Source organism: Planktotalea sp., from assembly GCF_049680325.1.
In the GTDB taxonomy this organism is placed as follows: Bacteria; Pseudomonadota; Alphaproteobacteria; order Rhodobacterales; family Rhodobacteraceae; genus Planktotalea.
This window is the reverse complement of record NZ_JBAUHO010000359.1, coordinates 22,985-47,807: the sequence shown is the minus strand read 5'-3', so window position 1 is coordinate 47,807 and position 24,823 is coordinate 22,985. Positions and strand designations below refer to the sequence as shown.

General features: G+C 53.8%; 24 protein-coding genes. 8 read left to right on the top strand and 16 right to left on the bottom strand.

Annotated elements, in window-relative coordinates; translation table 11 throughout:
- Positions 1–4: 4 nt before the first annotated feature.
- Genes WBC85_RS16115 through WBC85_RS16100 form a run of 4 tightly spaced genes read right to left on the bottom strand, consistent with a single transcriptional unit; the run spans position 5 to position 3,300 of the window.
- On the bottom strand, positions 5–586 hold the full coding sequence (locus WBC85_RS16115; RefSeq protein ID WP_424439713.1) for a LysE family translocator: 582 nt from the start codon (positions 584–586) through the stop codon (positions 5–7).
- A 2-nt stretch (positions 587–588) separates the two neighbouring features.
- Entirely contained in the window at positions 589–1,734 is a 1,146-nt protein-coding gene (locus WBC85_RS16110) for a CCA tRNA nucleotidyltransferase (RefSeq protein ID WP_424439629.1), read from the bottom strand.
- Complete coding sequence (locus WBC85_RS16105) at positions 1,734–2,330, bottom strand: CoA pyrophosphatase (protein ID WP_424439626.1); 597 nt, start codon at positions 2,328–2,330, stop codon at positions 1,734–1,736. The genes WBC85_RS16110 and WBC85_RS16105 overlap by 1 nt, the downstream gene beginning before the upstream one ends.
- The gene (locus WBC85_RS16100) at positions 2,323–3,300 is read right to left on the bottom strand and encodes an Hsp33 family molecular chaperone HslO (protein WP_424439623.1); all 978 of its coding nucleotides are present in this window, start codon (positions 3,298–3,300) and stop codon (positions 2,323–2,325) included. Before WBC85_RS16100 ends, WBC85_RS16105 begins: the two co-directional genes overlap by 8 nt.
- Before the next feature lie 76 nt (positions 3,301–3,376).
- Between WBC85_RS16100 and WBC85_RS16095 the strand changes: the two genes are divergently transcribed.
- Positions 3,377–3,823 carry an NUDIX domain-containing protein gene (locus WBC85_RS16095; RefSeq protein WP_424439620.1) on the top strand — a complete coding sequence of 149 codons (447 nt, stop codon included), beginning with the start codon at positions 3,377–3,379 and terminating at the stop codon, positions 3,821–3,823.
- Here the strand turns inward: WBC85_RS16095 and WBC85_RS16090 are convergent.
- Complete coding sequence (locus WBC85_RS16090; protein WP_424439617.1) at positions 3,820–5,082, bottom strand: SpoIIE family protein phosphatase; 1,263 nt, start codon at positions 5,080–5,082, stop codon at positions 3,820–3,822. The two genes, WBC85_RS16095 and WBC85_RS16090, sit on opposite strands and share 4 nt — an antisense overlap.
- A 144-nt stretch (positions 5,083–5,226) precedes the next feature.
- Here WBC85_RS16090 and WBC85_RS16085 point away from each other — a divergent pair, with 144 nt between their 5' ends.
- Positions 5,227–5,556, top strand: a complete 330-nt coding sequence (locus WBC85_RS16085; protein ID WP_424439614.1) for an Hpt domain-containing protein — start codon at positions 5,227–5,229, stop codon at positions 5,554–5,556.
- Position 5,557: 1 nt separating this feature from the next.
- Here the strand turns inward: WBC85_RS16085 and WBC85_RS16080 are convergent, their stop codons facing one another.
- Both WBC85_RS16080 and ilvA read right to left on the bottom strand, forming a co-directional pair.
- Entirely contained in the window at positions 5,558–6,364 is an 807-nt protein-coding gene (locus WBC85_RS16080; protein ID WP_424439611.1) for an SDR family oxidoreductase, read from the bottom strand.
- 9 nt (positions 6,365–6,373) lie between these two features.
- On the bottom strand, positions 6,374–7,612 hold the full coding sequence (gene ilvA, locus WBC85_RS16075; protein ID WP_424439608.1) for a threonine ammonia-lyase IlvA: 1,239 nt from the start codon (positions 7,610–7,612) through the stop codon (positions 6,374–6,376).
- Positions 7,613–7,728: 116 nt separating this feature from the next.
- Between ilvA and WBC85_RS16070 the strand changes: the two genes are divergently transcribed.
- A complete protein-coding gene (locus WBC85_RS16070; protein WP_424439605.1) occupies positions 7,729–8,949 on the top strand; it encodes an argininosuccinate synthase in 1,221 nt (406 codons plus the stop codon).
- Positions 8,950–8,952: 3 nt separating this feature from the next.
- Here the strand turns inward: WBC85_RS16070 and WBC85_RS16065 are convergent, their stop codons facing one another.
- Complete coding sequence (locus WBC85_RS16065) at positions 8,953–9,666, bottom strand: HAD family hydrolase (RefSeq protein WP_424439602.1); 714 nt, start codon at positions 9,664–9,666, stop codon at positions 8,953–8,955.
- A 111-nt stretch (positions 9,667–9,777) separates the two neighbouring features.
- Here WBC85_RS16065 and msrA point away from each other — a divergent pair, with 111 nt between their 5' ends.
- Positions 9,778–10,440 carry a peptide-methionine (S)-S-oxide reductase MsrA gene (gene msrA / locus WBC85_RS16060; protein WP_424439599.1) on the top strand — a complete coding sequence of 221 codons (663 nt, stop codon included), beginning with the start codon at positions 9,778–9,780 and terminating at the stop codon, positions 10,438–10,440.
- On the opposite strand, the gene WBC85_RS16055 is transcribed toward msrA, so the two are convergent.
- Together WBC85_RS16055 and WBC85_RS16050 are read right to left on the bottom strand one after the other, a co-directional pair.
- Positions 10,437–11,312 (bottom strand): ribokinase, encoded by an 876-nt coding sequence (locus WBC85_RS16055; RefSeq protein WP_424439596.1) that lies wholly within the window; start codon positions 11,310–11,312, stop codon positions 10,437–10,439. The genes msrA and WBC85_RS16055 overlap by 4 nt on opposite strands.
- 20 nt (positions 11,313–11,332) lie before the next feature.
- On the bottom strand, positions 11,333–13,588 hold the full coding sequence (locus WBC85_RS16050) for an NADP-dependent malic enzyme (RefSeq protein WP_424439593.1): 2,256 nt from the start codon (positions 13,586–13,588) through the stop codon (positions 11,333–11,335).
- A gap of 157 nt (positions 13,589–13,745) precedes the next feature.
- Here WBC85_RS16050 and mutS point away from each other — a divergent pair, with 157 nt between their 5' ends.
- The gene (mutS, locus tag WBC85_RS16045; RefSeq protein ID WP_424439710.1) at positions 13,746–16,361 is read left to right on the top strand and encodes a DNA mismatch repair protein MutS; all 2,616 of its coding nucleotides are present in this window, start codon (positions 13,746–13,748) and stop codon (positions 16,359–16,361) included.
- 45 nt (positions 16,362–16,406) lie between these two features.
- On the opposite strand, the gene WBC85_RS16040 is transcribed toward mutS, so the two are convergent.
- Entirely contained in the window at positions 16,407–16,976 is a 570-nt protein-coding gene (locus WBC85_RS16040) for a nucleotide exchange factor GrpE (protein ID WP_424439590.1), read from the bottom strand.
- A 10-nt stretch (positions 16,977–16,986) separates the two neighbouring features.
- On the bottom strand, positions 16,987–18,048 hold the full coding sequence (hrcA, locus tag WBC85_RS16035; RefSeq protein WP_424439587.1) for a heat-inducible transcriptional repressor HrcA: 1,062 nt from the start codon (positions 18,046–18,048) through the stop codon (positions 16,987–16,989).
- A gap of 114 nt (positions 18,049–18,162) precedes the next feature.
- Between hrcA and rph the strand changes: the two genes are divergently transcribed.
- The 3 genes from rph to hemW are packed head-to-tail and all read left to right on the top strand — an operon-like array spanning position 18,163 to position 20,631.
- Positions 18,163–18,876: a ribonuclease PH gene (rph, locus tag WBC85_RS16030; protein WP_424439584.1), complete on the top strand. Its 714-nt coding sequence runs from the start codon at positions 18,163–18,165 to the stop codon at positions 18,874–18,876.
- On the top strand, positions 18,873–19,487 hold the full coding sequence (gene rdgB, locus WBC85_RS16025; RefSeq protein WP_424439581.1) for an RdgB/HAM1 family non-canonical purine NTP pyrophosphatase: 615 nt from the start codon (positions 18,873–18,875) through the stop codon (positions 19,485–19,487). The genes rph and rdgB overlap by 4 nt, the downstream gene beginning before the upstream one ends.
- On the top strand, positions 19,477–20,631 hold the full coding sequence (gene hemW / locus WBC85_RS16020) for a radical SAM family heme chaperone HemW (RefSeq protein ID WP_424439578.1): 1,155 nt from the start codon (positions 19,477–19,479) through the stop codon (positions 20,629–20,631). Before rdgB ends, hemW begins: the two co-directional genes overlap by 11 nt.
- On the opposite strand, the gene WBC85_RS16015 is transcribed toward hemW, so the two are convergent.
- The 4 genes from WBC85_RS16015 to mnmG are packed head-to-tail and all read right to left on the bottom strand — an operon-like array spanning position 20,628 to position 24,822.
- A complete protein-coding gene (locus WBC85_RS16015) occupies positions 20,628–21,524 on the bottom strand; it encodes a ParB/RepB/Spo0J family partition protein (RefSeq protein WP_424439575.1) in 897 nt (298 codons plus the stop codon). The genes hemW and WBC85_RS16015 overlap by 4 nt on opposite strands.
- A gap of 12 nt (positions 21,525–21,536) precedes the next feature.
- The gene (locus WBC85_RS16010; RefSeq protein ID WP_424439572.1) at positions 21,537–22,346 is read right to left on the bottom strand and encodes a ParA family protein; all 810 of its coding nucleotides are present in this window, start codon (positions 22,344–22,346) and stop codon (positions 21,537–21,539) included.
- The gene (rsmG, locus tag WBC85_RS16005) at positions 22,339–22,953 is read right to left on the bottom strand and encodes a 16S rRNA (guanine(527)-N(7))-methyltransferase RsmG (RefSeq protein ID WP_424439569.1); all 615 of its coding nucleotides are present in this window, start codon (positions 22,951–22,953) and stop codon (positions 22,339–22,341) included. Before rsmG ends, WBC85_RS16010 begins: the two co-directional genes overlap by 8 nt.
- Positions 22,954–24,822, bottom strand: coding sequence for a tRNA uridine-5-carboxymethylaminomethyl(34) synthesis enzyme MnmG (gene mnmG / locus WBC85_RS16000; RefSeq protein ID WP_424439566.1), 1,869 nt, complete (start codon positions 24,820–24,822; stop codon positions 22,954–22,956).
- Position 24,823 lies beyond the last annotated feature (1 nt).

The window sequence follows — 24,823 nt, the reverse complement described above, 5'->3', positions numbered from 1 at the left end:
TTGGTTAGACAAAGACCATGAGCGAAAAAACCACCAAGGCCAAGGCCATGACACGCATGAATAAGCGCCAAGCGAGCTTTGCTTCGAGCAAATAAGCAAGCATCGCCCCCGCCAAGGTCCAAAATAGACAGACGAACAGGTTAATTCCAGAGAACGCCGTGCCGAGCCGCACCGCTTCGCCCAAAGGGCCTATGCCCGCTGGATAGGCAGAGATCGCAGTCAACGCGACGGCCCAGATCTTTGGGTTCACCCATTGAAACAGGATCGCTTGCACAAACGTCATAGGTGCATCGGCACTATCAATATCCCGCGGCTTGGCGTTCCAAAGACCCCAAGCCATCCTGAGAATCCAAAGTGCTGCCAGCACTTTCAACGTCAGCGTTAGATCTGGGTATGCCAATAACAACGCGCCCAAACCGTAGGCCGTCAACGCTGCAATTATCCCAACGCCCAGCGCAACGCCAAGCAAATGCGGCACAGTCCGTTTGAAACCAAAGCGCGCGCCAGAGGCGGTTAGCAAAATGACATTCGGGCCCGGTGAAAACAGACCGAAAAACACGAAAAGGTATAGCGGATCGGCCAGCACGTTCACGCAAGCAACTCTTCACGCGTTAGGGTAAAACTGGACGCAATCCACTTTGCTTCCAGCGCGCGCAGTTTCTCCCCGAGCGCTGGCCCGGAAAAACCAGGAAGGTCTTTTGCCTTGATGGGAAATTCGGCGATATCTCCCTTGTTAGACTCTGCAATTGCGCTGGCAACAACAGGTTGCTCAAACAGCGCCGCGCGTAAAAGAAGCACATCAATGGCAAATGCGGCCCCATGCAGATACCCGAGATGACTGGCGGTTTTCATCGATTCAACCTCGTCCCGCATCATCGCCCATCGTTTGTGATCTGCTCTACTCAATCGCAACGCATCTTTATCAGGCGCGCCGGCGATTACGGCCAGTCTACGGATCGGATCAGGCGAAATACCCAAACTTTGCTCTAGATGAATAAGCGGCGCAAGCGCGCGGTCATCACCGCCTTCCAAGACGACAGCTAACACACCCGAAGATCGCATTGCGGCGACAGCCATCGAAGGATTTTGAGCGCTCATCAGCTTTAGCAGTTCCGCACCGACCCTTTCGCGCGAAAGCCTGGCAAGTCCGTCCAGATTTTCGGCAACAGCCGCCAAACCATCTGCATCTATTCCCAGCGCGGGATTACCATAGTGAGCCGTGAAGCGGAAAAACCGTAAAGAGCGCAAGTAATCTTCATGTATGCGTTGGTTGGCATCGCCAATGAATCGAACGTGCCGATCGTTCAGATCCTGCAAACCACCCAAAGGATCATGGATCGTGCCATCCGCGCCAGCATAAAGCGCGTTCATTGTGAAATCGCGGCGCGCAGCGTCTTCTTCAATGCTTTTTGAGAACGCAACGTCCGCGTGACGACCATCTGTTTCGACGTCACTGCGAAACGTCGTGATCTCATGTGCAATGCCACCGGAAACAACCGTAACTGTTCCGTGCTCGATCCCTGTGGGAATGGCGTTCAACCCCGCCTCTTTGGCGCAGCGCATCGTCTCTTCTGGTAGTGCGTCGGTTGCGATATCTATGTCAGAAACCGCTACGCCGAGCAGTGCATTGCGCACGCAGCCCCCAACAAAAAACACCTGATGACCGTTTTTGCTTAGGGCCGTACAGACGGCTTGTGTCGCTGGTGTCTCGATCCATGCGCCCCGAACAATCATCACCAATCCAACGTATCGGCAAAAGCGCGAAGCATTCGGGCGGTGGCCCCCCAAATGTAATAGGGGCCATATGGAATAGTGTAGTAATGGCGTTGTTTACCGCGCCAGCGGCGTGACTGGACTTTGAAATTTTCGGGCTTGGCAAGAAAATCCAATGGAACATGGAAAACCTCTGCCACTTCGCCCGTTTCGGGACGAATATCAAACGGACCCTTTAGCACACCTACGATAGGGGTAACTGTAAACCCTGTCACCGTCTCATGTGCGCCAAGATCACCAACCACTTCGACGTTGGATTTCGGCAAACCGATCTCTTCTTCCGCTTCTCGAAGGGCGGTCGCAACAAGATCTGCGTCATTGTCATCCTGCTTTCCACCCGGAAAAGCGATTTGTCCCGGGTGGTGCTTTAAGGCGCTGGAACGCATTGTCAAAATAACATGCCAAGCCCCGTCACGTTGAATGAGCGGCAAAAGAACTGCTGCCGCGCGTAGCTTGCGCCCTTCGGGCAATGAAATATCCGGGTTAAGATCATAGTCTGACGAAGGCTCGCGCGCCTTTGTCAGTTGCAAACGAAAGTGATCTATCGTTTCAGGCATTCGCCTCGAAACCCACGCTTGCAGGGTTCAGATCGTAGTGCGCACCGCAGAACTGGCAATCTGCTGTCACACGCCCCGCATCCGTTGTCATCGTTTGGATGTCCTTGGCCGAATATATCGACAGGCTTTGACGAACGCGATCTTCCGAGCACGTACAGCCAAAGCGCACAGGTTGCGCATCAAATACGCGAGGTGCCTCTTCATTGAAAAGACGCAGTAGCAACGCGTCTGGCGTGACGCTTGGGCCAATTAGTTCCAGTTCTTCCACCGTATCCAACAGCACATTTGCGCGCGTCCAGTTCTCTGCATCATCCCCGTCGCCAACAACATCTTTCGGGCTCAACAATCCGCCCTCGCCTGTTGCTTCGATCTTCTTGAGCGGTGACGCTTTGGGCATGTGCTGCAACATTACACCGCCCGCACGCCAATGGGGCGCGCCATCTTCGGTAGACACGCCAAAGCTTAACTCAAACCGCGTCGGGATCTGCTCGGACTGGGCGAAATAGGCCTCTGCGCAAGCCGCCAAGGATCCGCCGGCAATCGGTGAAATTCCCTGGTAGGGCGTCATGCCCTGACCTTGATCGATCATGACAGCAAAATAGCCCTCGCCGATCTGCTCGAACGGGCTCGCGTTGGTTAAGCGTTCCGCATCATAGGTCGCGTACGCGCGCACGCGGGCGGGTTCACCTTCTTTCGTTGGGCCGTAGTAATCCGTCGCAATCATGCGCACCGCGCCCTTCGATTGCACCTGCAAAGACAGCTTCCAGCGCAGCTTGATCGTTTGGCCGATCAAGGCGGTCAACAAGGCCATTTCAGCGACCAACGCCTCGACGAGAGGCGGGTAATTGTGTTGCTCCAAAATACCGTCCAAGACACCGTCAAGCCGCGCAACGCGGCCGCGGATGTCTGATGCATCCAACTGGAAGGGTAGGACTGAGTCGTCCCAAGCGATTTTTTGTCCGAGTGACATGGGCTTTCCTTATGCGCAGGCTCTTGGCATACCGCGCCTATATAGGCGCGGCAAGCGCAGGTCCAAGGGCAAGCTTATGATAAGACGTTTTGACGACCCACCTAAGGCTGGCATCAACTACCGCCTACGGCCTGGTGCCTATGCCATTTTAATGCGGGATCACCGCGTTTTATTAACCTTTCAAGAAGCGCCCAAACCCGAATATCAAATTCCGGGCGGTGGGATTGATCCGGGCGAACATATCATTCCCGCTTTGCGCCGCGAGATCATGGAAGAAACAGGATGGACCATTGGAACGCCGCGACGGCTCGGTGCGTTTCGCCGTTATGTTTACATGCCCGACTATAAGTTTTGGGCGGAAAAGCTCTGCGCGTTGTATGTTGCGCGCCCGGCGATACAGCTTTGCGAACCGACAGAGGCTGGGCATTCCTCTCATTGGGTATCCTATGAAGATGCACTCACACTGACAGAAAATCCCGGAGATCGACATTTTCTAAAGCACGCCCTTCGCACCTTTGGTTAAGGCCTGTACTCATAAAGCGCGGCAGACACATCATCTGGAAAGCCCGCATCGCCCGCATAATCCGACAACATCCAGACGAGCGTTTCCAACAATTGCGGACCACGAGAGTCCTTGAGGTCGTGCATTAAGCGTTCGAACCCTTCCTCGCCCAGCATAACATCGTTGGAGTCAGGGCACTCCGTAATACCATCAGAGGACAGCAAAAGCTGATCGCCCGGCTCAAGCTGGATTTCAAATTCATCAAATTCCACATCGGCGAACAAGCCAACCGGGAGCCCACCGGTTCCGGTCTGCTCAATCGTCCCGTTTCTTCGTCGAACCAGGGGATGCGGATGACCCGCCTGACAAAGCGTTGTTTGCCCCGTTTCCATATCTGCAATCGCCAGAATGACGGTGAAATAGTGATCCGTCTCCATTTCTTCCAGAACAATTCGATTTAGATCACTCACGACATCCGAGGGCGTTCGCGCACATATTTCACCGTCTGTCCCATAATTGAGTGCTATATTCTGTTCGGGCGAGGCGGACGTGAGGTAACCAGCCAATCGCGCAGTCATCAACGCAGAACTGACGCCATGCCCCGAAACATCAATCGCGAAGAAACCGACCTGCGTGTCGGACACGGGAAAGTAGCCGACAAGATCGCCGCCGACATGGCCCGCAGACAGCAATGTGAACGAAAGATTCGCGTTGTCGAAACGCTTGTGTTTCTCCCTGACCAGGGATTGTTGAAGCTTTTTAGCCTCCATCAAGTCCTGATTCAGAGAATCATGAACGGCGCGTAGCTGGTCAAGCGTGTCGGAAACCACCTTAGTTTGACTGATCAATTTTCGTTGCATCTGAATGATCCGCTCGCCAGCTGCCAACCTTGCGCGAAGCTCGACACCGTTCACAGGTTTGGAAAGAAAGTCATCTGCGCCGCTCTCAAGCCCTTGAGCCACGTCATCCTTGGCGCTTTTGGAGGTCAAAAGAATGAAATAGCCATAGCCGTCCCGCGGCATGTCCTTGAAGGCATGGCAAAACTCCAGCCCGTTCATTTCGGGCATCATCCAGTCGCTAAGCACCATATCCGGCGGCCAGCGTTTGCAGATTGCGAGCGCCTCATGGCCCGATTCCGCTTCTCTAACCTCATAACCCATGCGCTTGAGCGAAACAGAGAGTATTTTGCGTTGTAAACGGCTGTCATCGACGATCAGCACCTTGATCTTGTGCGCATCGTGGCAAGCGTCACCCGCCTCTATTTGTTGAATGGCATTCACAGACTTTCCTTTCCAATCTCTCGTTAGACCCAAGGCTTTAAGGAAACGTGAAAGATAAAATTTGAAGTGCATCCCACGCGGAAAACTCGGCTGGAAACCAAATCTTCATTTTTGTTTGCGACCTTCATCCTCACAGGAGGCGTGATGATTGATTGGGCGAGAATATCAGAACTACGCGATGAAATAGGCGCGGAAGACTTTGAAGAGGTGGTCGCGTTATTCCTGAGCGAAGTGGAAGAGCGACTGGAAACGCTATGCGATGAAAAATCACTTCAGGATCTGGAAGAGGAATTGCATTTCTTGAAAGGCAGCGCGCTCAACCTCGGTTTTGAGCAGCTGGCGTCAATTTGCCATAGCGGTGAAAAATGTGCTGGCGCGGGACAATCGGTTGGCAACCTTGAAACGATTCAATCTGTCTATGAAGCTTCGAAAGTCGAGTTTTTTGCAAAACTGGAAGGGAATCAGGCCGCCTAAATCACACGAACTTATACATCTCTCCAAGCTCGCCACTCTCGGATTCGTGCAGGAACTTGCGTCGCAGTGCTTGCATCCCAGATAACCAGTGCGCGTGATCTGTTCCTCGTAGCGCCATGTAGTCGGCGACTTGAGGATGTGGCAGAATGAAGAAATCTTTCGCTGTCATCCCGGCAATGACACAGTCCGCAACCTCGCTCGCGCTGATTAGCGAACCACCAACTTCACTATCATCATCCATGTCCAGAAGGGGCGTTGCAACATACTGCGGACACACAACAGATACATCTATTCCGTCTGCCTTATGGGTAATTGCGAGGGATTCAGCCAGACTTACCGCGGCATGTTTGGTTGCTGAATACGCTGCATCGCCGATCTGATTAAGAAGACCCGCGGCCGATGCAACGTTTACCAAATACCCCTGCCCCCGCTCAATCATCCCCGGCAAAACCGCGCGCGCCGCATAGACATGTGCCATGACATGAACGTCCCAGTTAAGCTGCCAAACCTCTGTCGATGCAGACGCGGCATGACCTGGCTCGCCGCGCGCCAAACCCGCATTGGAAAAGAAGATGTCAATTGGACCAAACGCAGTTTCAACCTTTTTTACCAGATCAACAATCTGCGCTTCGTCGCGAACATCACACGCCATCGCGATCCCGCCGATGGCCGTCGCGACATCTGTTGCGGCGTTCAGGTTTAAATCCGCAACGCAGACCTTCGCACCCTCAACCGCAAAGGCACGCGCGACTGCCGCGCCGATCCCACTGCCACCGCCAGTCACAATGATTGTTTTTCCTGCGAACATTTTGAACCCCTAGATCAGAAACTGCGCCAATACTTCGTCATCGGTGATGTCGGTATAGGCAAAACCGGCGGCCTCGAGATTAGCCAAAAGCACATCAAAATTCCCAGCGGCCTTCGTTTCCAAGCCGATAAGAACGGAACCAAAGTTGCGAGCCGATTTCTTGAGGTATTCAAAGCGGCTGATGTCATCATCCGGCCCCAAAATACCGAGGAATTCCTTAAGCGCGCCCGGGCGCTGTGGCATGCGTAGAACGAAATATTTTTTCAATCCCGCAAACCTCTGCGCGCGCTCTTTGACTTCTGGAAGGCGCTCGAAATCGAAATTGCCGCCCGATGCGACGCACACAATTTGCTTGCCGGCGATCTGATCTCGCAGGTCTTTCAAAGCATCCAAAGCCAATGCCCCCGCGGGCTCAAGAACGATACCTTCAATGTTCAGCATTTCCAGCATGGTGGTGCATACGCGATCCTCGCTGATTTGCAGCGTGTCGGGAAGTGGCACGTCTTTCAGGTGCTCAAACGTACGCACCCCGATTTTCCCGACAGCCGCACCGTCGGCAAAAGTATCTACCTTAGCAAGATCGACGGGCGCTCCGGCTTTCAACGCCGCAAACAAACACGCACCGCCAAGCGGCTCTACAAACGTTAACGCCGCGCGATCACCAATATAGCTACGCACACCGGCAGACAGGCCACCGCCGCCAACAGGCAGAATTATCCGATCGGGCAAACCACCAAGCTGTGCTTCAATTTCAACTGCGACGCTCGCTTGGCCTTCGATCACATCCTCATCATCAAAAGGCGATAGAAAATGACCGCCAACATCGCTGCAATAGGCTTGTGCGGCGCGCAATGTGTCATCAAAATAATCGCCGACCAGCTTAATCTCGATATGCTCCCCACCAAAGATTCGCGTCTTGTCGATCTTTTGCTGTGGCGTCTTCACAGGCATGAAAATCGTGCCCTTCACCGCGAAGTGCTTGCTCATGTAGGCAACGCCCTGCGCATGATTACCCGCACTTGCGCAAACGAAATGGCCCCTGTCCGGATCAGCCGCAAGAACCTTGCGCATTGCGTTGAAGGCCCCGCGCAATTTGTAGGAACGCACCGGCGAAAGGTCTTCGCGTTTCAGCCAAATTTCGGCGCCAAACACCTTTGACAGATGAAGGTTGTGTTGCAATGGCGTCGGCGGCAGCACGCTGCGGATCGCATGTTCGGCGAGGATCGCTCTATCTTGAAAACTTGTCATTTGATGTGTCTGACGCAGCAAAGGCGCGCATTCAAGCCCCTGACACACAGCATCACCTTGCCGAGCCTTGTAAAAAACGATATCGCGCGGTCAAATTCTCCTGAAAGGAACCCGCGATGACTGCGCCTAAAAAAGTCGTTTTGGCCTATTCCGGCGGCCTCGACACCTCGATCATTCTGAAATGGCTAGAGACTGAGTATGGCTGTGAGGTCGTAACGTTCACCGCTGACCTCGGACAGGGCGAAGAGCTGGAACCAGCCCGCGCCAAAGCCGAGTTGATGGGCGTCAAAGACATCTACATCGAAGACGTGCGCGAAGAATTCGTGCGCGATTTCGTTTTCCCGATGTTCCGTGCAAATGCGGTTTATGAAGGGCTGTATCTACTTGGCACATCCATCGCGCGCCCGTTGATTTCCAAGCGTCTTATTGAGATCGCTGAAGAAGTCGGCGCAGATGCCATTGCACACGGCGCAACCGGCAAGGGCAACGATCAGGTTCGTTTCGAACTGGCCGCTTACGCGCTGAACCCGGACATCAAGGTTATCGCACCATGGCGCGAATGGGATTTGACCAGCCGTACCAAGCTGATTGATTTCGCTGAAAAGCATCAGATCCCGATTGCCAAAGACAAGCGCGGCGAGGCACCGTTCTCTGTTGATGCGAACCTGTTGCACACCTCTTCCGAGGGCAAGGTTCTGGAAGATCCAGCCGTGGACGCGCCAGAATATGTCTATCAGCGCACCGTCAGCCCTGAGGATGCACCAAACGAGGCAGAGTTCATCGAGGTTGGTTTCGAAAAGGGCGACGCTGTCTCCATCAATGGCGAGGCAATGAGCCCGGCAACCGTTCTCACCAAGTTGAACGAGCTGGGCGGCAAGCACGGCATCGGGCGTTTGGATTTTGTTGAGAACCGATTCGTCGGCATGAAATCACGCGGCATCTATGAAACGCCCGGCGGCACGGTCCTGCTTGAGGCGCATCGCGGCATCGAACAGATCACCCTTGATAGCGGCGCGGGTCATTTGAAAGACAGCCTGATGCCCCGTTATGCGGAACTGATCTACAATGGTTTCTGGTTCAGCCCAGAGCGTGAAATGCTGCAAGCGGCCATCGACAAGAGCCAGGAGCACGTCACAGGCACGGTGCGTCTGAAGCTCTATAAAGGTTCTGCAACAACTGTTGGTCGTTGGTCCGACCACAGCCTTTATTCCGAAGCGCATGTGACCTTTGAAGATGACGCTGGCGCATACGATCAGAAAGACGCAGCAGGGTTCATTCAATTGAATGCGCTCCGTCTAAAGCTTCTGGCCGCGCGCGATCGTCGCCTGAAAAAGTAGTCGCTACGCAGACAGCTTATGCGCTGCCAGTCTTTCGTAGATTGGCAGCGCTTTTTCGTTCAACCTAGCCAACTCACCGTTGAGCTCTGGCAAAGCACCTTCAGCCCCTGCAAACCCTGTTGAACGATGCACCGCATCATACCAGTGCGACGCCCAGATACCGTCAAATGGTTTGGGACCAACGGGCCAATTTAGCATCGCGGCATCCCACTCCACTTCAATCGCGCGGCACAGCGCGCGCAACATTGCTTCGGGATTGGAACGTATATCGGCGGCGTCGATCACAACAGGGGTTTGGCCCGATGCCACAACGTCCTCAAAAAGCTCTAGCTGTTGAACAAAGCCTATATCGGCAAGCGTCAGTTGTTCGTGTTTATTGCTCCAGCTTGCCAAAACCCGTGCAGGATGACGGATAAGAAAGACGTTCTTGACCTCTTTCAGCCAACCGCGCGGGACGCCTTCGATCATATGTTGCGTCATGTGCTTTTGATAGTGATGCAGCGTTGAAACAGGCTCTAATAAGGATCTTGCGACAGTTTCAGCATCTATGCTTTGCGACGCAATAACCTCCTCACGCATAGGGTGCTCCAGGCCCGTGGCCTGCAAATAGCTTGCGTAAAACGGTTCGTCCACAACGCTGGTATCGGCGCGGCTGGCAAAGCTATACATCATCGCCGTCGAAAGATTTCGTGGCCCCGACCACATCGCTATCTTCATACATTCCCTCACATCAATTTGGTAAACTCACCTCACCATGCCGTGACATTCGATGACAGGCAATTGATTGCGCGCCAATCATGTCGCTAGCTGCAACAAAGGAGACAAACGATGTTCCAGTTCAAGCACATGAAACCCGCCCTGTTGGGTGCGCTTATTGTAATCGGCCTCGCGCTGCATTCAAATCCAGCGAAGGCCGCAGGCACGGAAACGTTGACCGTCGCAGGAGGGTGTTTCTGGTGCGTCGAAAGCGACTTTGAAAGCGTTTCGGGCGTTAAAGAGGTAGTCTCGGGTTACACTGGTGGTAAAACCGCGAACCCGACCTACAAAGATGTCACAAAGGGCAGCACTGGTCATTTCGAAGCGGTTCAGATCAAATTTGATCCCGCAAAAGTTTCCCGCGATCAACTGCTGCATATGTTCTTTCGCTCGATTGACCCGACAGACGCAGGCGGTCAGTTTTGTGATCGGGGTGCCAGCTATCGTTCGGCCGTTTTTGTAGCAAGCAACGCACAAAGCAAATCAGCGACCGCGGCAAAACAGGCCGCGCAAAACGCGCTTGGGAAAAAGATTGTTACCCCGATCCTTCCTGCGGCACAGTTTTACACCGCTGAAGACTATCATCAGGACTACTATAAGGGCTCGAAGCGCGTTCTCACACGCTTTGGCGCGATAAAGCAATCAGATGCATACAAACGCTATCGCCAAGGATGCGGGCGCGATGCGCGCGTTAAACAGCTTTGGGGCGGTGACGCGCCGTTTGTTGGCCACTAAAGTCCCGAAAACGCCTCGACCTCTTTCAGGTCCGGAATAACGTCGGCGGTTCCCATGCGCGTCACCATCAAAGCAGCGGCGCGCATGGCCAAAGAAATCGCTTGGCCCATGGAAAGACCGCGATCAAGCGCGGACAGGACGTAACCCGTGAATGTATCACCTGCACCAGTGGTATCGACGGGGGTCACTTTCAGCGCTTCAAAATGTTGATCCGTACCAGAGGCCGCGTTGATCCATCGCGCGCCCTTACTACCGAGCGTCACGATAATATCCGCAACATCCATATCTTCAATCTGGCGCCCAAGCGCCGCTTCAAGCTGCTGCGCCTCAACTTCGTTCAGGATCAAAAAATCGAGAAACGGCAGAACCGCCTTGACCGCGTCTGCATCGAATGGCGCAGCGGCATAGCAGACACGAAATCCCAATTTAGAGCCTGCTTTCGCGGCAGCTGACTGCGCATTTGTTTCATTCTGCATCACCAGAATGTCACCTGTTTGACCTGCACTTAACGCCTGCCCGATGGCATCCTCAGAAATTTCCTGATTGGCACCTGAAAGCAAAGTTATCGCATTCTCGCCTGCATCATCGACATTGATAATTGCGTGACCCGTCGGCACATCGAGCTGCGCGATATGGCGCGTATCCACGCCATATTCCATCAACCGGTCGCGCGCCCAAAGCCCGTCTTTTCCAACGGCACCAATATGCGCCACATGACTACCCGCACGGGCAGCAGCGACTGACATATTCGCCCCCTTGCCGCCAAGCCCTGTTTGCATCGAGCGCGCGGCCAAGGTTTCCCCCGCCCCCGGCAAGTGCGGGACACGGTAGACGTGATCTGCGTTGATCGAACCGAGATTGAAAATGGTCATGCATAAACTCCCTGGCGGGATCAGCCGACCTTACAGGAAGCCAGCACCGCCATATTCAAAATGTCATTCGCCGTGGCAACAGTCGAGCAAATTTGGATCGACTTGTCGACGCCGCTAAGGATAGGGCCAATCACAGTAGCCCCGGCCATTTCCTGCATCAGCTTGACCGAAATGCTCGCTGAGTGGCGCGCAGGAACAACCAGAATGTTCGCCGGGCCAGTCAGGCGCGAGAACGGATATTGTTCAGCCGATTTAGCGTTCAGCGCAACATCTACGGTCATTTCGCCTTCAAATTCGAAGTCAACGCCGCGCGCTTCCAAGACTGATGGTGCGATGTGCATTTTTTCTGCGCGCTCGGACACGGGATAACCAAACGTCGAGAAGCTGACGAAAGCGACACGTGGCTCTAGGCCAAGGTGGCGGGCCACTGCCGCCGCCCGCTCTGCGATGTTCGCCAGATCTTCCTCGTTCGGCCATTCATGAACCAGTGTATCTGCGATCAAAACGATGCGCCCTTTGTGCAGTAGCGCTGTCACGCCAGCCGCACCATGCGCGGCGTCAGCGTCGAACACATGGTTAATCAACTCAAGCGCATGCGCAGATTTCCGCGTCGCACCCGTCACAAGACCATCGCCGTGCCCGTGCGCCAGCATAAGTGACGCAAACACATGGCGATCACGCGTTGCCAGGCGGTGAACATCTGTGCGGTCCATGCCTTTGCGCTGGAGGCGCTCATAAAGGAAATCTTTATATAGGCTAAGGTGCTGCGTATTCGCAGCATTCACGACCTCAAGCTCGCGGAACGCATCGCCAAGACCAGCTGCTTCCAGTTTTTCCTTCACATCGTTAGAACGACCAACAACCAACGCTTTGCCCAAACCGCCGCGTTGATACATGACCGCCGCACGCAAAACCCGTGGATCGTCACCTTCTGCAAAAATCATACGTGCCTGCGCCGCACGGGCACGCGCATTGATGCCACGCAAAATGCTTGCGGTCGGGTCCATGCGGGTTTTGAGCGAAAGCTCATAAGCATCCATGTCGATGATCGGGCGACGCGCTACACCGGTATCCATCCCCGCCTTTGCAACGGCAGGCGGAATACGGTATATCAAACGCGGATCAAAAGGCGTTGGAATGATGTAGTCGCGGCCGAACGTCAGATTCTTGCCATAGGCCAGCGCCACCTCATCCGGCACATCCTCGCGCGCGAGTTGCGCCAAAGCGTGCGCGCAAGCGATCTTCATTTCATCATTGATTGCACGGGCGTGAATATCCAAAGCCCCGCGGAACAAATACGGGAAGCCAAGTACGTTGTTCACCTGGTTCGGATAATCGCTACGCCCCGTTGCAACAATCGCATCGACACGTACTTCATGCGCGTCTTCAGGTGTAATTTCCGGATCAGGATTCGCCATAGCGAAAATCACAGGGTTATCACCCATGCTTTGCACCATTTCCTGCGTAACAGCGCCCTTAACGGACACGCCAAGGAACACATCTGCGCCCTGCATAGCCTCTTCCAAGGTCCGCAATTCAGTTGTAACAGCATGCGCCGATTTCCACTGGTTCATGCCCTCGGTACGGCCCTGATAGATCACGCCCTTTGTGTCGCAAACGATGCAATTCTCGTGCCGCGCGCCCATGGCTTTCAGCAACTCGATGCAAGCAATCCCAGCTGCGCCTGCGCCGTTCAGAACGATTTTAACATCTTCAATTTTCTTGCCTGAGATATGCAGCGCATTAATCAGGCCTGCCGCGCAGATAACCGCCGTGCCATGCTGGTCATCGTGAAAGACGGGAATATCCATCTCTTCTTTAAGCCGCTGCTCGATGATGAAACACTCAGGTGCCTTGATATCCTCAAGGTTGATGCCGCCAAACGTCGGTCCCATCAAACGTACCGCATTGCAGAACGCGTCGGGGTCTTCGGTGTCCAGCTCGATATCAATCGAATTCACGTCAGCAAAACGTTTGAAAAGAACCGCCTTGCCTTCCATCACCGGCTTGGAGCCAAGCGCGCCAAGATTGCCCAAACCCAAAACAGCGGTACCATTCGAGATAACCGCAACCAGATTGCCTTTATTGGTATAATCATAGGCCAATTCAGGGTTCTCGGCGATTGCCAGACAGGGAACCGCAACGCCCGGTGAATACGCAAGCGACAGATCACGCTGCGTCGTCATCGGGACCGTCGCGGAAATTTCAAACTTGCCGGGCGTCGGCTCAAGGTGGAACGCGAGCGCGTCTTCTTCGGTGATCTTTTGCTTGGACATAGTGCTACGTTCCTTTTGGCGTTTGCGCCTCATATCTTATGCGACCCGCGCGCTCAACTCCCAATGGTTTTCGCCTTTCGTCGCAGTCATTGCGCCGCTAGTCTACGCGCAAGACCAGGGGACACATATGACTGCCACAAAACCCACCGTTACGCCCATGATGGCGCAGTTCTTGAAGATCAAAGAAGACTACCCCGAGGCCCTTCTTTTTTACCGCATGGGGGACTTTTACGAGCTGTTTTTCGACGACGCCGTAGCCGCGTCAGAGGCGCTCGACATCGCGCTTACCAAACGTGGCAAACATGAAGGCACTGAAATTCCGATGTGCGGCGTTCCGTATCACGCCGCCGAAGGGTATTTACTTACGCTCATTCGAAAGGGTTTCCGCGTCGCTGTCTGCGAGCAAATGGAAAGCCCCGCCGAAGCCAAAAAGCGGGGTGGAAAATCCGTGGTCCGCCGCGAGGTGGTGCGCCTTGTCACGCCCGGAACGCTGACTGAAGAAAGCCTGTTAGACGCGCGTCGGCATAACTATCTGGCCGCTTTCGCTGATGTGCGCGGCGACGGCGCGCTTGCCTGGGCGGATATGTCCACGGGGGCCTTTCACGTCATGCCGCTTAGTGCAGTTCGCCTATCCCCCGAACTTGCCCGCCTCGCCCCAAGCGAAGTGATCTTATCTGATGGATCTGATGCCGAAACTCTCAACTTAGTCTCTGAATCTGGCGCTTCGATCTCGCCGCTTTCGCCAGGTGCTTTTGACAGCGCCCAAGGGGAAAAGCGTATTTGCGATGTCTTCCAGATTGCCTCTCTGGATGCCTTCGGCGAATTCACGCGCCCCGAAATTTCCGCCATGAGCGCGCTGATCGAATATCTTGAGATTACACAGAAAGGAAAGCTGCCGCTTCTGCGCCCACCACAGAAGGAAAGCAGCGGTGGCACAATGCAGATCGACGCTGCCACACGTCGAAATCTGGAACTCACCCATAGCCTGAATGGTGGCCGCGCCGGATCATTACTATCTGTGATAGATCGTACCGTTACTGCGGGCGGCGGGCGCCTTTTAGAGCGTCGCCTGTCCAGCCCATCGCGAGATTTGAACACGATCAACGCGCGTTTGGATGCTGTCGGCTGGCTGTTTGAAAACACCCGGGCAACCGAAGACTTGCGTGCTGCACTGCGCAAAGTTCCCGATCTGGATCGCGCCTTGTCCCGCCTTTCCCTTGATCGAGGTGGTCCGCGCGACATTGCTGCCATTCGCAACGGCCTTGAGCAGGCAGAAATGATTGCGACCACAGGTCTGGGAAACGCGCCCGAGCTTTTGAGCATAAGCTTGAACGCCCTCGGCGGTCACAATGAGATTGTAACGCTGCTGGGCGACGCACTTGTCGCCGAACCTCCCCTTCTCGCCCGTGACGGAGGATTCATCGCAAGCGGGTTTGATTCCGAACTCGATGACACACGTGCGCTGCGCGACGAGGGTCGCAGCGTGATCGCTTCTATGCAAAGGAATTACGCAGAAATTTCAGGCGTCAGCTCGTTGAAGATCAAACACAACAATGTGCTTGGCTATTTCATCGAAACGACAGCGACCCATGCGGAGAAAATGCTCGCGCCGCCGCTGAACGAGGTATTCATCCACCGTCAAACCACCGCCAATCAGGTCCGATTTACCACCGTCGATCTATCCGAGATCGAAACCAAAATTCTGAACGCTGGAAATCATGCGCTGGAAATCGAAAAGCGCCACTATCAGGCTCTAACAAAGGCGATATTGGCCAAGGCCGCCGAAATCTCTAACACCGCGCGCGCCCTAGCTGAGATCGATCTGAACGCCGCTCTTGCCGCTCTTGCCCGTTCCGAGGATTGGAGCGCACCCAAAGTAGATGCCAGCCGCACCTTCTTGATTACGGGTGGCCGCCACCCGGTGGTTGAACAGGCGCTTCGCAATCAGGGCGGCGCGCCGTTCATAGCAAACAATTGCGATCTCGCCGATGATGGCGACGGGGCGGCAATCTGGCTTCTCACCGGTCCGAACATGGCGGGTAAATCGACATTTCTGCGCCAGAATGCTCTCATCGCTGTTCTCGCGCAAATGGGTAGTTTTGTCCCCGCCAGCGAAGCGCATATCGGTATCGTCAGCCAATTGTTCAGCCGCGTCGGAGCGTCCGATGATCTCGCGCGGGGGCGCTCTACCTTTATGGTCGAAATGGTCGAAACTGCTGCAATCCTCAATCAGGCCGACGCGCACGCGCTGGTTATTCTCGATGAAATCGGACGCGGCACGGCAACGTATGATGGCCTTTCAATCGCCTGGGCGACGCTTGAACATCTTCACGACGTAAACAAATCCCGCGCTTTGTTCGCCACGCACTATCATGAACTTACCAACCTTACCGCCAAACTTGACGGTGCCGAGAACGCGACAGTCTCAGTGCGCGAATGGGAGGGTGACGTGATTTTTCTACATGAAGTCATCAAGGGTGCGGCAGACCGTAGTTACGGTGTTCAGGTCGCCAAGCTCGCCGGCCTTCCCGCCGCGGTCGTTGAGCGCGCGCGCATTGTCCTTGATGCCCTGGAAAAGGGCGAACGTGAAGGTGGCGGGCAAAAAGCAGTCATCGACGACTTACCTCTGTTTTCGGCCGCCCCACCACCGCCACCAGTTCAGATCAAACCGTCACCTGCAATAGACATGCTCGCGGATATCTATCCTGATGATCTCACCGCGAAAGAGGCGCTCGATCTTCTCTATAAATTGAAAGAGGCTTCGCAAAACTAATCGCAACGCCTCTCTTCATTTTGCCAATAAACTCAAACAAACCGCTTAACCGGGCGTAGAGCTTACCCCAACTTGCGCGGGCCGCAGTAGACGGTCATGCAGCATGAAACCTTCGGCAGCGACCTGAATAATTTCGCCAGCTTTGGTACCCGGAACAGGCGCTTCAAACATTGCCTGATGCACTTGTGGGTCAAACTTGTCGCCGACTTCGGGCGATACAGGAACGATGCCATGCTTGCCAAAGACATTCACCAGTTCGCGCATCGTCAGCTCAACACCTTCGATCAGCGCAGCGGACACTTCGCGCTGCTCGTCTGTCGCCGATTCCAGCGCGCGTTTCATGTTGTCATAAACAGGCAGCAAATCGCGGGCCAATTTGGAGCCGCCATAATTCTCTGCCTCTTTGCGATCACGCTCGGAACGCTTGCGCGAGTTCTCCGCATCGGCAAGTGCGCGCATGAAGCGGTCTTTGAATTCGTCGCGCTCTGCGGTCACTACAGCCAATTGATCTGCGGCCAGCTCTTCCTCTGTGGGTTCAGCCTCTTCCGCTTCATCGAACTCCGCCTCTAGCGCGTCCAGATCATCCAGAAATTCGTTTTCGTTACGCTCAGCCATTTCTCTACCTCTAACTCCGGTCGGAAATCAGCTTCCCAACCAGTTGTGCCGTGTAATCTACAATTGGAACGATCCGTCCATAGTTCAAACGGGTCGGACCTATAACCCCAACAGCACCAATAATTTTTCGATCAGCGTTCATATAAGGAGAAACGACCAAAGAGGAACCCGAAAGTGAGAAAAGTTTGTTCTCAGAGCCAATAAAAATGCGCACACCGTCGCCATCTTGGGTCAACTCAAGAAAGTCGGCGATATCGCGCTTGCGTTCGAGGTCGTCAAACAACGTCCGGATGCGCTCCAGCTCTTCTTCCGGGGCCTCTCCTGCAAGAAGATTCGAACGACCGCGCACGATCAAACGCTCGTGATGTTCGCCTTCATTTTCCCAAACCGCCAGACCGCTATCTATCAGATCGCGGGCCAGAACGTCTATTTCTTGACGCCGCGCCTTAATTTCGCGTCGGATGACGGTTTGCAGCTCGCTTAACGTGCGCCCCTCCATCAGGGCATTCAGAAAATTTGCGGCCTCACGCATGGAACTGGGCGTTTGTCCGGGCGGCGGCGTGAACAATCGGTTTTCAACATGACCGTCCGCAAAAACCAACACGACCAACGCGCGTTCCTTAGAAAGCGATACAAATTCGATGTGCTTGATCGGTGCCTCATGCTTTGGCGTAAGAACCAGCGACGCGCCCCGAGTGACACCCGATAACGCCGAGCCAACGCGATCAAGCAGATCACCCACGTCCGATCCGTTTCCGACGGTAGAGTTGATCTTGTCCCGATCATCATTATTCAAATCGCCCACTTCCAGCAGACCATCGACGAACATCCGCAAACCTTTTTGCGTCGGGACACGTCCCGCGCTGACATGGGGGCTGCCGAGTAAACCAAGAAACTCCAGATCCTGCATCACATTGCGGATCGTCGCAGCGCTGACTTTTTCGGACAGACTGCGCGTCAGTGTCCGTGAACCCACAGGCTCGCCATTCGCGAGATATCCCTCGACAATCTGTCGAAAAACCTCGCGCGAGCGATCATTCATTTCTGCGAGTATTTGCGGTCCGTCCTGCATACCCTAATCCATTCTAGACGCGCTATTAAGACCGTCCAAATCGGCAAAGGTCAATCGGGGTTGCGCATATGTAAGTCACCCCTGTATCCCATTGCCAAACTGAAAGGATATCTTATGCGACCCTCTGGACGTAAATTGGACGAAATGCGCGCTGTTTCGATTGAAACAAATGTGACGAAACATGCTGAAGGCTCTTGCATGATAAAAATGGGTGACACCCATGTGCTTTGCACGGCAACCATCGAAGATCGCGTTCCGCCCTTTATCAAAGGCTCCGGGCTGGGTTGGGTCACTGCTGAATACGGCATGCTACCCCGCTCTACGACGTCGCGCATGCGCCGCGAAGCGACTGCTGGCAAACAGGGCGGTCGAACAGTCGAAATTCAGCGACTAATTGGGCGTTCTTTGCGCGCGGGCGTGGATCGTGTTGCCTTGGGCGAACGTCAGATCACCGTCGATTGCGACGTTATTCAAGCCGATGGCGGGACGCGCTGTGCCTCTATCACAGGCGGATGGGTTGCTTTGAAACTGGCTGTGAACAAGCTTATCAAAGCGGGCGATGTTCTTTCCGACCCGCTTGTTAGCCCCGTCTCTGCGATTTCTTGCGGCATTTATGCGGGTCAGCCCGTGCTTGATCTGGATTATCCAGAGGACGGTGAAGCGGGCGTTGATGGTAACTTCATCATGTTGGCAAACGGCCAGATGATCGAAGTGCAAATGAGCGCCGAAGGCAGCACATATTCACGCGAACAAATGAACAAGCTGATCGATCTAGCCGAAAAGGGCGTTGCAGAACTATCCGCGATGCAGTTGGCCGCGACCGCATGAGCAGAAAGTTCACAGACAGCACGCTTTTGATAGCTACGCACAACGCGGGCAAGCTGGAAGAGATGCGCGAATTGCTTGCCCCTTTCGGGGTGAGCGTCGTTGGCGCAGCGGAGAAGAATCTGCCAGAGCCAATTGAAACCGAAGATAATTTCATTGGTAATGCGCGGATCAAGGCCCACGCCGCCGTGAAAGCGACGGGCTTGCCCGCGCTTTCCGACGACAGCGGTATCGAAGTCGAAGCGTTGAACAATGAACCCGGGGTCTACACCGCTGACTGGGCAGAAACGCCGAACGGGCGCGATTTCGTCATGGCGATGACCAAGACCCACAACAAACTAGAAGCGGTTAACGCCCCGCATCCGCGCAAAGCTCGCTTTTGCTCCACCCTTGTGCTTGCCTGGCCCGATGGACACGACGAGGTCTTTGTTGGAAAGGTGAACGGAACGCTTGTCTGGCCTATGCGCGGGTCTGTTGGGCATGGCTATGATCCAATGTTTATGCCGGACGGCTATGACATCACATTTGGCGAAATGCCGTTCGAACAGAAGAACCAGATAAGCCACCGAGCGGATGCTTTCGCGAAATTGGTGAAGGGTTGCTTTGAGCGCTGATTGGCAAAATGGCGGCTTTGGCATTTATGTGCATTGGCCGTTCTGTCAGGCAAAGTGCCCTTATTGCGATTTCAATTCCCACGTTTCACGTGAAATAGACGAAACCCGCTGGCTGGCTGGTTATCTTGCCGAACTCGATCACGCCGCTGGCCAAATTCCAAACCGTGTCGTCACCTCTGTTTTCTTCGGCGGTGGCACACCTAGCCTAATGCACCCCGATACCGTCGCCGCGATCATCGAGCGCATTCGCAAACATTGGCCGATGTCCAACGATCCGGAGATCACGCTTGAGGCGAACCCCGGCTCTGTAGAAGCAGGGCGGTTTCGCGGATATGCTGACGGTGGCGTCAGCCGCATTTCGATGGGGGTGCAAGCGCTCAACGATCGCGACCTAAAACGGCTGGGGCGCATTCACTCAGTGGAAGAGGCAATTGCCGCCTTCGACATCGCACGCGATGTGTTCGAACGGGTCAGTTTCGATTTGATTTACGCGAGACAGGACCAAACTCTCGAAAGCTGGAAATCAGAGCTGAATGAAGCCCTTTCTTTGGCAATCGATCATCTATCCCTTTATCAGCTAACTATCGAAAAAGGCACGGCTTTTTCGGATAGATACGAAAAAGGCGGCCTCAGAGGGCTTCCTGTCGAGGATCTCGCGGCAGATATGTACGATATCACAAACGAGCTCTGCGAGAGAGCCGGTTTAATCGCCTATGAAGTGTCCAATTATGCGAAGGTCGGAGCAGAATCGCGACATAATCTTATCTACTGGCGCTATGGGGATTACCTTGGCATTGGCCCGGGTGCTCATGGTCGCCTGACAATTGATGGGCAACGCTTTGCAACTGAACACTACAAGATGCCAAACGCATGGCTGGAACGCGCGAAAAATGCTCAGGGCGAAAAATTGCGAAACGGTCTAAGCGATCTCGATCAAGCCAACGAGTATCTGATGATGGGTCTGCGTATCAGCGAAGGCATCTCTGTTTCGCGTGTTGAAGCGTTAGCTGGTCGCCCTCTAGATAGGACAGCACTTGCGACCCTTCTTGAATACGACTTGATTGACCTTCTTAACGATCAATTGCTGACGACCCCAAGGGGTCGCCTGCTTCTTAATTCCGTGATTACTGAGCTCTTGTTCTAGCTAAGGCTCAGGATACGGCAAATTTCATCGAGCTGATCCAAAGATACGTATTTGATTGAAATCTGACCTGCTTCGCCACCTGGCTTATGAGAAATTGTAACCGGCATGCCAATCGCTGCCGAAAGGTCACCCTCAAGTGCCTTGGTGTCCGCATCCTTTTCAGACGCGCCACCCCCAGAATTGGCCTTTTTCGCGTTATCAGTGTCTGGTTTCTTCTTTGTCAGCGCCTCAGTTGCGCGAACGGATAGCCCGCCTGCAACGACCTGTTTCGCCAACGCTGACGGATCGTCGGACGTAATAAGCGCGCGCGCATGGCCAGCAGACAACTTTCCTTCAACCAGAAGATCCTGAACATCGTTTGGCAATTGCAAAAGGCGCATCAAGTTAGCGAGGTAGCTACGGCTTTTGCCCAATTCCTCGGCCAGTTTTTCTTGGGTGTGCCCGAACTTATCCATCAACTGGCGATAGCCCATCGCCTCTTCGACAGGGTTAAGATCAGCGCGCTGGATGTTTTCGATAATCGCGACTTCCAGAACTTCTGTATCTGTGAACTCACGAATAAGGACTGGAATCTCGTGTAGCTGAGCCATCTGCGCGGCGCGCCAGCGGCGTTCGCCGGCAACGATCTCATAATCGCCCTTACCTGAAGATCGTGCGCGCACGATGAGAGGTTGAATAATGCCCTTCGCCTTGATCGATGCAGAGAGTTCTTTCAACTGATCTTCGGTAAAGCTGCGACGCGGCTGATCCGGGTTGGGAAAAACCCGTTCAATAGGAACAATCATATCAGGACGCGAAGGAGTCGATGTCGTGCGCGAAGGCTCTGTTCCAACGTCGGCCATAAGCGCGGACAATCCACGCCCCAAACCACGGTTTTTCTTTACATCGGCCATGTCTTTGTCCTTTTACGCTAAAATCTTTGGGTTCTTTTCGATCACTTCACGCGCCAAATCACGGTAAGCTTGTGCGCCCTTGGACGCCGGATCATAATCAAGCACGGGCATCGCAAACGACGGTGCCTCGCTCACACGCACATTTCGCGGGATCTTTGTCCTGAACACGATTTCCCCAAGGTTCTCGCGCGCGTCGTTCTCAACCTGCTGGGACAGGTTATTACGAGAATCAAACATCGTCAAAACAACACCCTCAATACGCAGGTTGGGGTTAGCCGATTGACGAACCTCTCTTATCGACAGCATCAGCTGCGAAAGACCTTCCAAAGCGAAAAATTCGCTTTGCAAAGGAACCAATACGGAATGCGCGGCAACCATAGCGTTCACAGTAAGCAGGTTCAGCGAGGGCGGGCAATCAATTAGGATAAAGTCGAAATCATAGTCATCCATCAAGGGCTGCCGCAGCGCGTCATGCAAAAGAAAGCTGCGCTTCTCATTAGCCATCAACTCAATATCGGCAGAACTTAGATCAACCGTCGCCGGAACGATCATCAGACCTTCGGTTTGCGTCTTTTGAATAACATCGCCAAGCGCGATTTCCTCGAGCAAAAGTTCGTATGTTGTAAGCTCACGCGCAGCAGCGTCGATACCAAGACCCGTCGATGCATTCCCTTGTGGGTCAAGATCGATAATCAAAACGCGCAAGCCTTCTGCAACCAGTGCAGCCGCCAAGTTAATTGTCGTTGTCGTTTTGCCTACCCCGCCTTTCTGGTTCACGACTGCTACGATTTTGGTGTCGTTTGAACGGGTAGGGTCATGCATGCTCGATCTCGTTTATTCGCAAAATTACGGTATCTTCTTGGGTTTCACTATTAATCGCTTCTGCATCGAACTTCCATAAGCTGCGGGCTGCTTCCACTTCTTTTTCCCAAGTGAGGCCCTTTGGAAACAAGCAGATTCCACTTTCGGATAGATGTCGATCAGCGAACCCCAATAGCGCCGTCAGGTCTGCCAAGGCGCGTGCCGAGAGGACTTCAGCGCTCAACGGGTCAATTTCTTCAATTCGTTTCGCTATTACAGTCGTGTTGCAATTTGTTTCACGTGAAACAGTGCGCAGAAATGCGCATTTCCTTTGATCGCTTTCGACAAGGGTAACATTCAAATCAGGACGAAACTCCTGCGCAAGGATCGCAATGACCAAACCAGGAAAGCCGCCCCCGCTACCAAGATCAACCCATTGCGTCACACCATCAGGTGCAAGAACAAAAAGCTGTGCTGAATCAACGATGTGACGCGTCCACAAATCGCTCAAAGTTGTGCGTGAAACCAAGTTTATCTTGGGATTCCACTTTTCGAGCAATTCAGCGTAGATCGTCAAGCGATCCATTGTTTCACGTGAAACAGTGAGAGAGCCTACATTAAGATCCATCTATGCGCGCTTTCTTTGACGCAGCTTAGCAAGCAGCAACGTTAATGCGGCAGGCGTCATTCCATCAATACGACCAGCCTGAGCGAGATTCTGTGGCCGAATGTGGCTTAGCTTTTGCTTCAACTCGTTAGAAAGGCTGTCGACGTCCGTATAAGAAAAGTCACTGGGGATGATTTGCGCTTCATCACGACGAAGGGCATCAACGTCTTTCTGCTGTCTTTCAATGTAATTCGAATAGAGCGAGTCACGCTCAACTTGTTCGCGTATGCTTTTATCAGTGCTACTCAACTCGGGAAACAAGGGGACGATATCCTCAAACTTTACATCCGGAAACGCCAAGACCTGCACACCATCACGACGATTACCGTCCTGATTGACAGAAACACCACCAGCGTTAATCTCTTTTGGCGTCAACGATTTCGCCTTTAGAACCGAAACGACGTGGTGAATCTTGGCGCTTTTGTCGTTAAAGGCTTCCTGACGCTCAGAACTTACGCAGCCAAGCTCTATTCCCATAGGCGTCAACCGTTGATCCGCGTTGTCCGCACGCAAAGAGAGACGGAACTCCGCCCGCGAGGTGAACATACGATAAGGCTCGGAAACACCACGAGTGGTCAGATCATCAATCATCACCCCGATATAGCTATTTGTACGGCTGAAAATGACCGGCTCTCGTTCTTGAACGCTTAGTGCGGCATTCAACCCGGCAACAAGGCCCTGAGCCGCTGCTTCTTCGTAACCAGTTGTACCATTGATCTGCCCAGCAAGATAAAGACCGGGGACCGACTTTACCATTAGACAGGAATCAAGAGCCCGCGGATCAATATAGTCATACTCGATTGCATATCCAGGCTGAAGAATGACCGCTTCCTCCAAACCCACAATCGAATGAACATAGTCGTGCTGAACGTCTTCGGGCAGACTTGTCGATATTCCGTTTGGATAAACAGTGTGATCCGTCGCGCCCTCCGGCTCCAAAAATATTTGATGGGATGATTTATCCGCAAACCGAACAACCTTGTCTTCGATCGATGGGCAGTAACGCGGACCTATACCGTCAATATGCCCGCCATACATCGCGCTGCGTTTAAGGTTGTCAGCGATAATTCTATGCGTGTTTTCATTGGTATGGGTGATGCCGCAATTCACCTGCTGCGCGGTTATTCCCTTGGAAAGAAAAGAGAATAGCACCGGATCTTCATCACCTGGCTGGCTTTCTAATATGCTCCAGTTGATCGTCCGACCATCAAGGCGTGGGGGCGTACCAGTCTTCAAACGACCAAGAGGCAACTTGAAACTATCAATCCTTTCCGCCAGTTTTATTGACGGTTTGTCACCCATACGCCCACCGGGCTTGGAAACGTCACCGATATGAATCACGCCGCGCAGAAAAGTCCCTGTCGTCAAGATAACCGCACCAGCCGAAAGCTGGGTTCCGTCACCAAGCACAACGCCCGCGACGCGGGTGCCTTCCATCAAGAAATCAGTAGCCTCTCCTACGACGATCTCCAAATTCGGTTGCTTTCTAATCTCATCAAGCATCTCAGCACGATAGATGCCGCGATCAGATTGTGCGCGCGGACCTTGGACAGCGGGGCCTTTTCGTCGATTCAAAAGGCGAAACTGGATACCTGCCTTGTCTGCAACGCGACCCATGACGCCATCTAGTGCGTCAATCTCGCGTACAAGATGACCTTTGCCCAAACCGCCAATCGCGGGATTACATGACATCACGCCGATGCCATCCTCTTTCAAAGTGACCAGCGCAGTCGTCGCGCCCATACGCGCAGCAGCATGAGCCGCATCGCAGCCAGCATGACCACCGCCAATAACGACCACATCAAATCTCGATTGTTTCACGTGAAACATC